This is a genomic window from Kocuria sp. CPCC 205263 (assembly GCF_040981075.1).
GTDB lineage: Bacteria > Actinomycetota > Actinomycetes > Actinomycetales > Micrococcaceae > Kocuria > Kocuria rosea.
Window position 1 is genome coordinate 357,514 of record NZ_JAVKPV010000006.1, and the last position, 10,797, is coordinate 368,310.

At 71.5% G+C, this 10,797-nt stretch carries 10 protein-coding genes and 1 pseudogene; 5 read left to right on the forward strand and 6 right to left on the reverse strand.

All coding sequences use genetic code 11. From position 1 onward, the window contains the following. Window positions 1-44 precede the first annotated feature (44 nt). On the forward strand, window positions 45-1,364 hold the full coding sequence (locus tag RF647_RS12305; RefSeq protein ID WP_368811946.1) for a glucarate dehydratase family protein: 1,320 nt from the start codon (window positions 45-47) through the stop codon (window positions 1,362-1,364). Further along, window positions 1,361-2,389: a 2-hydroxyacid dehydrogenase gene (locus RF647_RS12310; protein WP_368811947.1), complete on the forward strand. Its 1,029-nt coding sequence runs from the start codon at window positions 1,361-1,363 to the stop codon at window positions 2,387-2,389. The genes RF647_RS12305 and RF647_RS12310 overlap by 4 nt, the downstream gene beginning before the upstream one ends. Here RF647_RS12310 and RF647_RS12315 read toward each other — a convergent pair. From RF647_RS12315 to RF647_RS12340, 6 genes are read right to left on the reverse strand one after another with little or no spacing between them, the layout of a single operon-like run. Then, window positions 2,375-3,094 (reverse strand): sulfite exporter TauE/SafE family protein, encoded by a 720-nt coding sequence (locus RF647_RS12315; RefSeq protein WP_368811948.1) that lies wholly within the window; start codon window positions 3,092-3,094, stop codon window positions 2,375-2,377. The two genes, RF647_RS12310 and RF647_RS12315, sit on opposite strands and share 15 nt — an antisense overlap. Then, complete coding sequence (locus RF647_RS12320) at window positions 3,091-4,182, reverse strand: ABC transporter ATP-binding protein (protein ID WP_368811949.1); 1,092 nt, start codon at window positions 4,180-4,182, stop codon at window positions 3,091-3,093. Before RF647_RS12320 ends, RF647_RS12315 begins: the two co-directional genes overlap by 4 nt. Further along, the gene (locus RF647_RS12325; RefSeq protein WP_368811950.1) at window positions 4,179-5,228 is read right to left on the reverse strand and encodes an ABC transporter ATP-binding protein; all 1,050 of its coding nucleotides are present in this window, start codon (window positions 5,226-5,228) and stop codon (window positions 4,179-4,181) included. Before RF647_RS12325 ends, RF647_RS12320 begins: the two co-directional genes overlap by 4 nt. Then, window positions 5,225-6,238, reverse strand: a complete 1,014-nt coding sequence (locus tag RF647_RS12330) for an ABC transporter permease (protein ID WP_368811951.1) — start codon at window positions 6,236-6,238, stop codon at window positions 5,225-5,227. Before RF647_RS12330 ends, RF647_RS12325 begins: the two co-directional genes overlap by 4 nt. 9 nt (window positions 6,239-6,247) lie before the next feature. After that, entirely contained in the window at window positions 6,248-7,261 is a 1,014-nt protein-coding gene (locus RF647_RS12335) for an ABC transporter permease (RefSeq protein WP_368811952.1), read from the reverse strand. Between the two features lie 59 nt (window positions 7,262-7,320). Next, window positions 7,321-8,919, reverse strand: coding sequence for an ABC transporter substrate-binding protein (locus RF647_RS12340; RefSeq protein WP_284563112.1), 1,599 nt, complete (start codon window positions 8,917-8,919; stop codon window positions 7,321-7,323). A gap of 285 nt (window positions 8,920-9,204) precedes the next feature. Between RF647_RS12340 and RF647_RS12345 the strand changes: the two genes are divergently transcribed. From RF647_RS12345 to RF647_RS12355, 3 genes and pseudogenes are all read left to right on the forward strand, one after another. Then, window positions 9,205-10,194, forward strand: coding sequence for a 2-hydroxyacid dehydrogenase (locus RF647_RS12345; RefSeq protein ID WP_368811953.1), 990 nt, complete (start codon window positions 9,205-9,207; stop codon window positions 10,192-10,194). Between the two features lie 44 nt (window positions 10,195-10,238). Next, window positions 10,239-10,631 (forward strand): universal stress protein, encoded by a 393-nt coding sequence (locus tag RF647_RS12350; RefSeq protein ID WP_368811954.1) that lies wholly within the window; start codon window positions 10,239-10,241, stop codon window positions 10,629-10,631. Between the two features lie 59 nt (window positions 10,632-10,690). Continuing rightward, window positions 10,691-10,797: pseudogene (locus tag RF647_RS12355) on the forward strand (5-dehydro-4-deoxyglucarate dehydratase); the annotation flags it as partial.

Below are 10,797 nucleotides of genomic sequence, written 5' to 3' on the forward strand. Positions count from 1 at the left end.
CGACGGCCCGTCTCCACGGCCGTCCCAGGAGAGGACCACCCGAGATGCCCTTCATTCACGCAGACCGCGACGTCGCGGAGCCCTCCCTCCACTCCCGGCAGACGGTCATCACGGGGGTGACCGTGACGCCTGTGGCGTTCACCGACCCGCCCCTGCTGAACACCGTGGGCGTGCACGAACCGTTCGCGCTGCGGGCGGTCCTGCAGGTGTCCACCGACGCCGGCGTCACGGGGCTGGGCGAGACCTACGGGGACGCGGGGCACCTGCAGCGCCTGCGCCTGGCGGCCGAGGCCGTCGTGGGCGCGGACCCCTTCAACACCAACGACCTGCGAGCCCGGGTGACCCGTGCTCTCGCCGCGGACACCGTCGCGGGCGGCCACGGCATGAGCGGGATGGTCACGGGATCCTCCACCGCCGACCGTGTGCTCTCGCCCTTCGACGTGGCGGCACTGGACATCCAGGGCCGGATCCTGGGGGTGCCCGTCAGCGAGCTCCTCGGCGGACGGGTCCGGAACGCCGTGCCGTTCAGCGGCTACCTCTTCTACAAGTGGGCCGGGCACCCGGACGGAGCCGAGGACTCCTGGGGGGAGGCGCTCGACCCGGACGGCATCGTGGCGCAGGCCCGCCGGATGGTGGACGACTACGGATTCACGGCCCTCAAGCTCAAGGGCGGGGTCGTGGAGCCCGACGCCGAGGCGGAGGCGGTCGAGGCGCTGCGCGCGGAGTTCCCCGCACTGCCCCTGCGCATCGATCCCAACGGCGCGTGGACGGTCGAGACCTCGGTGCGCATCGGGCGCCGGCTGGAGGGGGTCCTCGAGTACCTCGAGGACCCGACGCCCGGCATCCAGGGCATGGCCGCCGTCCGGAACCGGGTGAACCTGCCGCTGGCCACCAACATGTGCGTGGTGAGCTTCGCGGACCTGCCGCCCGCCCTCGCCGCCGGTGCCGTGGACGTCGTGCTCTCCGACCACCACTTCTGGGGCGGTCTGCGCCGTTCGCAGACTCTCGCCGGGATCGCCGAGACCTTCGGGCTGGGCCTGTCGATGCACTCGAACTCCCACCTGGGGGTCAGCCTCGCGGCCATGGTCCATCTCGCCGCCGCCACCCCGAACCTGGACTACGCGTGCGACACGCACTGGCCGTGGAAGGACCCCGACGAGGACGTCGTCCAGCCGGGCGTGCTGTCCGTCGCACACGGTGCGGTTGCTGTGCCGACGGGCCCGGGACTCGGTGTCGAGATCGACCCGGACGGCCTCGGACGCCTGCACCGCCAGTACCTCGACTGCGGTCTCCGCGAACGCGACGACACCGGCTACATGCGCCGCGTCCAGCCCGGCTACGAACTCGCGAGCCCCCGGTGGTGACCGCGCCGGCCCCCGGCGTGCTGGACGTCGTCGTCACGGACCCGATCATCAGCCGCTTCGCGGAGCGTCTCACCGCGGCCGCCCCGGAGCACCGGTGGCGGTTCCTGGCCGACGCCTCCGCTGCCGACAGGGCCGCGGCCGTCGCCGGCGCCGATGTCCTCGTGTGCTCCCGTCTGGAGGCCGCGGAGGCGGCGTCCGCGCTGGCGGTCCGCCTGGTGCAGGTGACCGGCGCCGGCCTGGACCGCGTCGCCGTCCAGGCCCTGCCCGCGCAGGCGTCGGTGGCCAACACCTTCCACCACGCCCGCCCCATCGCCGAGCACGTGCTCATGTCCGTGCTGGCGCTCTCACGGCGGCTGCTCCCGTCCGACCGCGAGCTGCGGGCGGGCACGTGGCGCACCATCGCGACGGACCCGGACGTCCCGCTGCACCCGACGCTGGACACGATGACCCTCGGCGTCCTCGGACTCGGCAGCATCGGTCTCGAGACCGTCCGCCTGGCCGAGGCCGTCGGCATGTCCACGGTCGCGGTCCGGCACCGCCCGGACGCCCCGGTGCCCGACGGCGTGCACCCGCGCTGGGTCGGCGGACCGGCCGACCTCCCCCGGCTGCTGGCGGAGTCCGACGTCGTCGTCGTCACCGTCCCGCTCTCGCCCGCCACCGAGGGCATGATCGGTGCGGCGGAGCTCGCCGCGATGCGCCCGACGGCGGTACTCGTCAACGTCGCGCGCGGTCCGGTGGTGGACCAGGACGCCCTGTACCGGGCGCTGGTCCGGGGGGACATCGCCGGCGCCGCCATCGACGTCTGGTGGGGCGCCCCTGCCCCGGACCGCACTCCACCGGCCGACCTGCCGTTCGCGGAGCTGGACAACGTGCTGCTCACACCGCACCACTCCGGGCACGCCCGCAGCACGTTCGAGGGCCGCGCCGACGACATCGCCGACAACGTCGTCCGGCTCGCCCGCGGCGAGGAGCTCCGCAACGTGGTGCGCCGCGGGACCCCGCCCGTACGGTCACTCCACCAGTAGCCGGGTCACCAGCAGCAGCGCGCCGCCGGCCGAGGCCGTCAGGGCCAGGAGCCGCAGCCGGGCGGCGTCCAGCAGCCGGTTCACCCACCGGGAGAGCACGAAGCCGGCGACCACCGCGGGGCTGAGCCCGAGCACCGCGGCCAGCACGGCCGGGGTGACCGCCCCCGCCACCGTCAGCAGTCCGATGGACACCAGCGATCCCACGAGGAAGAACGCGCTCATGGTGCCCCGCAGGCGGGCGGGCGGCTGTCCCTGCCAGACGATCGCCATGGGCGCCCCGCCGATCGACGTCGCCGTGCCCATCACCCCGGACAGTGCTCCGGCCATCACCAGGTTCCGCCGGCGCGGTCCGGGCCGCCAGCCCAGGAACGCGGAGCCCACACCCACCAGGACGCTGCCGGCCACGAGCCACGCCAGGGCGGTGGCCGGCATGACGACCACTAGCCAGGCCCCGAGCACGCTGCCGGGGATCCGCCCCGACAGCGCCCACCCGGCGCCGCGCACGTCCAGGTCCGAGCGCTCGCGGACCACCACCAGGAGCGTCACGAGTGTGGCCAGCATGATCACGAGCGCGGGCAGCAGCGCGGGGTCGACCAGGGCGATGACCGGGGCGGCCACCAGCCCCAGGCCGAACCCGATCGACCCCTGCAGCGCGGCGGCGACGAAGAACGTCGCCGCCAGGACGGCGAAGACGCCGAGACTCATTCCCGGGCGGACAGCGCGGTGGAGCCGGCCGCGACCGGCTCGTCCATCGGGAAGTAGCACTCCGCCGTGTGCACCACGTCGCCGCGCAGGCCCGGCATCGGCAGGGCCGTGCGGCCCGACGAGGAGGCGTCCTGCAGGGGCGGTGCGTCCGTGGCGCAGACGTCCTGGGCCTGCCAGCACCGGGTCCGGAAGCGGCACCCGGAGGGCGGGTCCAGCGGTGAGGGTAGCTCTCCGCGCAGGACGATCCGTTCCGCCGGACGCTGCGCCGGATCCAGCTTCGGCGAGGCCGACATCAGCGCGGCCGTGTACGGGTGCAGAGGGCGCTCGAACACGTCCGCGGTGCGGCCCGTCTCGACGATCCGGCCCAGGTACATCACCGCCACGCGGTCCGTCACGTGACGGACCACGGACAGGTCGTGGGAGATGAAGAGGTAGCTGACGCCGAGCTTCTGCTGCAGGTCGTTGAGCAGGTTCAGCACCTGGGCCTGGACGGAGAGGTCCAGCGCGGAGACGGGCTCGTCGAGGATGATCAGTTCCGGGTTCAGCGCCAGCGCCCGGGCGATGCCGATGCGCTGCCGCTGCCCCCCGGAGAACTCCTGGGGAGACTTCTTGGCGTCGGAGGGCCGGAGACCCACCAGCTGGAGCAGCTCGTGCAGCCGGGCGGAGCGCTCCCGGGCGGAGCGGTAGAGGTCCCGGTGGGTGGTCCACGGCTCGGAGATGATCTCCGCGGCCGTCATCCGGGAGTTCAGCGAGGCGAAGGGGTCCTGGAAGACCATCTGCACGCGCCGCCGCCAGGCCAGGAGTTCCTTGCCCTTCAGTGCGAAGGGGTCCTGTCCCTCGAAGGACACGGTCCCGGAGTCGGGGCGCTCCAGCAGCATGAGGGTCCGGGCGAGCGTGGACTTCCCGCAGCCGGACTCGCCCACGAGCCCCAGGGTCTCGCCGCGGCCGACGGTCAGGTCGATCCCGTCGAGGGCGCGCAGACGGTTGTGGCCGGAGGCGCTCCGGGCCACGTGGAAGGTCTTGGTGACGTCCCGGACCTCCAGGGCGGCGCCGTGGTCGGAGTGCGGTCGATCCAGCAGTGCGGTCATGACTCGATCCCCTCGGAAACGGTGTCGGTGGCGAGCAGCTCGGAGTAGTGGCAGGCCGCCCGGTGGCCCGGGGCGACCTCGCGCAGGGCGGGGCGTTCGGCGCGGCAGCGGGCGGAGACCAGCGGGCAGCGGTCCTGGTAGACGCAGCCGGGGGGGATGTTCTTCAGCTCGGGCGGGCTGCCCGGGATCGAGGCCAGGGCGGCGCCGCGCTCCCCGTCCACCGGCACCGACTCGAGCAGACCCTTGGTGTAGGGGTGGCGGGGGCGGGTGAACACCTCGTCCACGGGCCCGCTCTCGGCAACGGTGCCCGCGTACATCACGGTGACGTCGTCGGCCTCCTCGGCGACGACGGCGAGGTCGTGGGTGATGAGCACGACAGCCATCTCCTCCTCCTCGCGCAGCAACCGCAGCAGCTCCATGATCTGGGCCTGGACCGTGACGTCCAGCGCGGTCGTGGGCTCGTCGGCGATGAGCACGCGCGGCCCGAGCGCCACGGCGGCGGCGATGAGGATGCGCTGGCGCATCCCGCCGGAGAACTGGTGCGGATAGGCGTCCACCCGGTGCTCGGCCTCGGGGATGCCCACGCGGCGCATGAGCGCGATGGCCTCCTCCCGGGCCTGCGCCGCCGAGAGACCGCGGTGGATGCGGAAGGACTCGCCGATCTGGACCCCCACCGGGTACACCGGGTTCAGGGCCGTGAGCGCGTCCTGGAAGACGATGCCCAGCTCCGCTCCGGCGACCTTGCGGCGCTGCTTCGGGGACATGGTGGTCAGTTCCTTGCCGTTCAGCTGGATGCTGCCACCGGCCACGTGGGCCACGGGGTCCAGGAGGCCGACGACGGCCTTGGCCGTCATGGACTTCCCGCAGCCCGACTCCCCGAGCAGCGCGCGGGTCCGGCCGGCCCGGACCTCGAAGCCGGCGTCGCTGACGGCGCGGACCGTGCCGGCAGGGGTGTGGATGTCGACGTCGAGCCCGTCGACACGGAGCACCACGGGGTGCTCGACGGCGGGACGGTGCTCGGTGGCGACGGGGGCGCTCGTGATCACTTGGACTCCTGGGAATCGGTCCGGACGAGGAACTTCTTGCGCTTGGCCAGGGTGAGCCGCCAGCGCTGGGAGGGATCCGTGGCGATCCGCAGCCAGGCGGCCAGCATGTTCGCCGAGATCGCGGTGACCACGATCGCCACACCGGGGAAGATGGACAGCCACCAGGCCGTCTGCAGGTACTGGCGCCCCTGCGCCACGAGCAGGCCCCAGCTGACGTCGGGCGGCTGGATGCCGATGCCGAGGAAGCTCAGCGAGGACTCGGCGAGCATGACGTAGCAGAACTCGAGCGTGGCCAGCGTCAGGATGGAGGGGATGACCACCGGGATCACGTGCCGGCGGATGATGGTGTTGGGCCGGGCCCCGAAGGTCCTGGCGGCGTCCACGAACGTGCGGCTCTGGAGCTCGGCGGACTCGGCACGTGCCGTTCTCAGGTAGATGGGGATGCGCGTGATGGCCAGGATGAGCACAATGTTCGCGATCGACGGGCTGAAGACGTAGAGCACGACGACGGCGAGCAGCAGCGAGGGGAAGCTCATGATGACGTCGGCAACCCGCATCGAGGCGTTCTCCCGCCATCCCCGGTGATAGCCGGCCCACACGCCCCACAGGGAGCCGATGAGCATGGCGATCAGCACCGCCGGCACGGACACGAGCAGGGTCGTGCGGGTGGCGACGACGAGGCGGGCCAGGAGGGAGCGCCCCAGCGAGTCGGAGCCGAGGATGTACTCCCAGCCGTTGGCGGGGTCGAACGGCGGCTTGTTGGCGAACATGAGGTCCTGCCGGGTGTCCAGCGGGCCCATGAGCATCGGGCCGAAGATCGCCGTCAGGAAAACGAGGACCAGGATGACGGCACCGGTGCAGGCGAACTTGTCCCGCAGGAGCATGCGCAGCATGCTGGGGTGTCCCGAGCTCCTGTCCTGGGGCGCCGCGGGCGCGGACTCCGGGGGCGCGATCTCGGCGGGATCCAGCGGTCCGTCCGCCGCCCGTCCGTCCTGGGTGAGCTGACTCATGGGTTTCTCCTATGCCTTGGCAGTGGTCAGGGCGCCCGGGACCACGGCGGCGGGAACCGGCGGCTCGGTGGGGGCGGAGGGCTTCCTGGAGGTCTTCGGCCCAGGGGAGGCCGGCCGGACGCGGGGGTCCAGCAGCGCGTAGGCCAGGTCGATGACGATGTTCAGGACGAAGATCGCGATGGCGGTCAGCAGCACACAGGCCTGCAGGACGGCGAAGTCCCGCTGCAGGATCGAGTCGATCATGAGCTTGCCGATGCCGGGCCAGCCGAAGATCGTCTCGACGACCACCGCGCCGTTGATCAGGCCCACGGTGAGGTCTCCGGCGACGGTCAGCGCGGGCGCCGCGGCGTTGCGCAGTGCGTGGCGGGTGACCACCCGGGACTGGGAGGCGCCCTTGCTCCGGGCCAGCTTGATGTAGGGCTCGGAGAGCGCGGAGACCATGGCGCCGCGCACCACCTGGACCAGCGCTCCGAACGGCCGCATGACCAGCGTGGCGATGGGCAGCACCCAGGCGGCGGCTCCACCCACGCCGGAGGTGGGAACCCACCCCAGGGTGATGGCGAAGATCCAGATGCCGACGATCGCGAGCCAGAAGTCCGGGATGGAGGCTGCGGCCATGGAGATGAAGCTGGAGATCCGGTCCGCGACGCCGTTGGGCTTCAGGGCGGCCCAGCTGCCCACCAGTACGGCGAGCACGATGGCGAGGACCATGGTGATCGCGGCGAGCTGGAGGGTGGCCGGGAAGGCCCGCAGCGCCATCGCCGCCGCGGACTCCCCCGTCCTGAGCGAGGTGCCGAAGTCGAGCTGCAGCACCCCTCCGAAATAGTCGGCCATCTGGACCAGCAACGGCTGGTCCAGCCCGTTGCGGGCCGCGAAGTCGTCACGCATCTGCTGCGTGGCGTTCAGCGGCAGGTACAGGCTCGCCGGATTGCCGGTGAGCCGGGCCAGCGCGAAGACACCGACGATGACGACCGCCAGCGGGATGGCGCTGGAGACGATCCTCTTGCGCAGATAGGTCAGCATGACTTCCCCTGTGTTCTCGTGTGTCTGTCCTCGGGCGTCTGTCCTCGTGCTCCGGCCGGCTACTGCGCGGGCCGCATCTCGGCGAGGCGCAGCTCGTCGCCGGACGAGGAGTTGGGCTCGTACTCGACGCCCGCGGACTTGCCGAGCATGCCGGTCTGGTGCGCGATGTGGGCGAACTGCGTGACGTTCTCGTTCTGGTACTCGAAGATCTCCTCGTAGGCGGCCTGCCGGTCCTCGCCCGTGGCGGCACCTGCCTTCTTGATCATGGAGTCCAGCTCCGGGGTGCCGAAGGAGCTCTGGGCGCCGTCGGAGAGCATGTACTGGTCCACGGTGAACGCGGCGTCGCCGGCCTGGTTGCCGTGCTGCGTCAGGAGGCCGATGTTGCCCTCGTCCTCGGCGAACGGGCGGACCTGGTAGGTGAGGTGCTGGCTGGTCTCGAGCATCTTGAGGTTGACGTTGAGCCCGGCCTGGCTGAGCTGCTCCTGGAGCACCTGTCCCAGCTCCTCGATCTTCGGGAACTGTGCCGAACGCACCACCAGGCTGATCGGGGCGTCGGTGTTCACGCCGTCGGCCTTGGCCTCCGCGACGAGGCTCTTGGCCTCCTCCGGGTCGTAGGGCCACGCCTCGAGGCTCTCGTTGTGGCCGACGACCCCCTTCGGCACGAGCTGCGCGGCCACCTGGTCGCGTCCGCCGTAGAGGCTGGCGACGATGCCCTCCTTGTCGATGGCGTAGTTGACGGCCTCACGGATCCGCTGGTCGCTGAAGGGTTCCTCGTCGGCGTGCATGCGGATGGCGATGGTCTCGTTGTTGGGGTAGCTGACACCGAGGTCCCCGATGTTGTCCTCGGGGCTCAGCCCGGTGGCGATGTCGGCCTCGCCGGAGGTGATCATCGCGGCGCGCACGCTGCTCTCGGACCGCCACTCGTACCGGGCGTTCTGATAGGCGGGCTGTTCGCCCCAGTAGCCGTCGTAGGCCGAGACGGTGATGTTCTGGCCCGGCTGCCACGAGTCCAGCTGATAGGGACCGGTGCCGATCGGCTCGCGCACCTTCTCGGTCATGGAGGTCTCACTGGGCACCACCTCGAGGAAGGACAGCCGCAGGGGCAGGATCGGATCGGCCTGCGGCGCGGTGACCGTCAGGGTGGTGTCGTCCACGACCTCCACGTCGAGGTCGTCGTCACCGAACACGTAGCCCTCGACGTTGCAGCCGAGGTCGGAGTTGACGGCCCGCTCGATGGTGGCCGCGGCGTCCTCCGCGGTGAAGTCGCTCCCGTCGTGGAAGGTGACTCCTTCCTGGAGGGTGAAGGTCCAGGCCTGGTCGTCCTCGGAGCTCCACTCGGTGGCCAGCTTCGGCTCGAGCTCGCCCGTGGTCGGGTTCCGCTCGACGAGCGGCTCGGTGATGGTCGAACGGTCGACCACGCCCGTGCTCGTGAGGTTCGCCTCGCACGGCTCGAGCGTCGGAGGCTCCTGCTGGAGGACCACGCGCAGGGTGTCCGAGGCTTCGCCGGATCCCGCGGCGTTCTCGGAGTTGGCGACGGAGCACCCGCTCAGCAGCACCCCCGTGCCGAGGGCGGCGGCCGACAGGGACACCAGTCGGCGGGGGCGGCCGGACTTCGGCGCGATGGTGGTGGCGGCAGGGCGCGGCAGATCGAACGTCATGGTGTCCTCCGAGAACGGGAATCGAGCGGTTGCCGGCCTCGACGGACTCCTTGGGGGCTGTCCGGCGGCCGGGCGTATGGACAGCGTGGGACCGGCCCACACGGCGGTCAAGGACCCGAACGGCCGTGACGGCGCCCCGGACGGCCGCGGAGGAGCAGTTCGATGCGGTCGCCGGATGTGACTTCCGCTACATTCCGCGGCGTACGGCAGATCAATGCCTCAACAGTATTGATCCATGCAATCTATGTGTTGGACGGCATTCGATGCGCTCCTTACGTTGCACTCATGACCAACTTCGCTCCGGCTGCGGCCGAGTCCACCGTCCAGAGCGCCGGCGCCGGGATCCTCCAGGTGGGCCCCGTCAATCCCACGGTCCAGGCCGTGCTGGCCTCCGAGTTCGGGGCGGCGCGCCTGCCCGACGCCCCGGGGGAGCGCGAGGTGTTCCTGGCGGAGCACGCGGACGAGGTCCGGATCGCCGTCTGCTCCGGCAAGGTCGGAGTCGACACCGATCTGATGCACCGGCTCGGCAACCTCGACGCGATCGTCAACTTCGGCGTCGGCTACGACGCGACCGACGTCGACCAGGCCGCGACGCGCGGGATCCCGATCAGCAACACCCCCGACGTGCTCACGGACTGCGTCGCCGACACCGCGCTGGCCCTCTACCTGGACGTGCTGCGGCGGATCTCCGCGGCCGACCGCTACGTCCGGCGCGGGGACTGGGAGACCAAGGGCAACTTCCCGCTGGCCGTGCGCGCCTCCGGAAGAAGAGTGGGCATCCTGGGGCTCGGTCGCATCGGCGGCGCCATCGCCCGCCGGCTCGAGGGCTTCGGGTGCGAGATCCACTACCACAACCGCCGACCGGTCGAGGGAACCACCTACGCCTACCAGGACTCCGCGGAGGAACTGGCCGGGGCGGTCGACGTCCTGATCGTGGCCGCGGCCGGGGGCCCCGCCTCCGTGGGGCTGGTCGGCGCGTCCGTCCTGGCGAACCTCGGACCCGAGGGCTACCTGATCAACATCGCCCGCGGCTCGGTCGTGGACGAGGACGCCCTGGTGGCGGCGCTCCTGGGCGGACGCCTCGGCGGCGCGGGGCTCGACGTCTTCGCCGACGAGCCCCGCGTGCCGTCCGCCCTGCGGGACCTGGACAACGTGGTCCTGCTGCCGCACCTCGCCAGCGGAACCGTCGAGACCAGGGGCGACATGGCCGAGCTGACGCTGGCCAATCTGCGCAGCTTTCTCGACGGCGGCACTCTCCTCACGCCCATCTCCTGAGTCCCGCGCTCCGGCCCTCCCCGGGCCGGGAAAGGAAGTCGACCATGACCATCGCCGTTGGTTTCTCGAACACCCCTGAAGGATCGGCGGCGGTCCGTGCCGCCATCGCCGAAGCCGTCCTCCGGCGCACCGGCGTCTCCCTCTTCGTCCCGGCCGAGAACGGCACCGTCCCGCACTCGGACGTGCTGGCAGACCTGCGTGCCGAGGCCGAAGCGTCCGGGGTCACCCTGGAGCTGCGCACGCTGGGTCAGGACGACGACCTGGGCGATGCGCTCATCGACGCGTCGTACCAGCCGGGCGCCCAGATGGTGGTCATCGGCCTCCGCCGCAGATCTCCCGTCGGCAAGCTTCTCCTGGGGTCCCTGTCCCAGCGGGTGCTGCTCGAGGCCGGATGCCCCGTGCACGCCGTCAAGGTCAGGGTGGGCCCTCGGGCTTGAGCGCCCCCACCTCGAAAGCCATCCACCGCCCGAAGAGCCAGAGCAGAGGAAGTCATCACGTGAGCCAGTACACGCCCCAAGAACTTGCCGGACGTCTCAAGGACGGTCTGCTGTCCTTCCCCGTCACCGCGTTCGACCAGGACCTGCTCTTCGACGAGAGCGCCTA

Coding starts and splice junctions, on each gene's coding strand:
- RF647_RS12305 (WP_368811946.1), top strand. CDS start 45: ATGCCCTTCATTCACGCAGACCGCGACGTCGCGGAGCCCTCCCTCCAC.
- RF647_RS12315 (WP_368811948.1), bottom strand. CDS start 3,094: ATGAGTCTCGGCGTCTTCGCCGTCCTGGCGGCGACGTTCTTCGTCGCC.
- RF647_RS12320 (WP_368811949.1), bottom strand. CDS start 4,182: ATGACCGCACTGCTGGATCGACCGCACTCCGACCACGGCGCCGCCCTG.
- RF647_RS12330 (WP_368811951.1), bottom strand. CDS start 6,238: ATGAGTCAGCTCACCCAGGACGGACGGGCGGCGGACGGACCGCTGGAT.
- RF647_RS12335 (WP_368811952.1), bottom strand. CDS start 7,261: ATGCTGACCTATCTGCGCAAGAGGATCGTCTCCAGCGCCATCCCGCTG.
- RF647_RS12340 (WP_284563112.1), bottom strand. CDS start 8,919: ATGACGTTCGATCTGCCGCGCCCTGCCGCCACCACCATCGCGCCGAAG.
- RF647_RS12345 (WP_368811953.1), top strand. CDS start 9,205: ATGACCAACTTCGCTCCGGCTGCGGCCGAGTCCACCGTCCAGAGCGCC.
- RF647_RS12350 (WP_368811954.1), top strand. CDS start 10,239: ATGACCATCGCCGTTGGTTTCTCGAACACCCCTGAAGGATCGGCGGCG.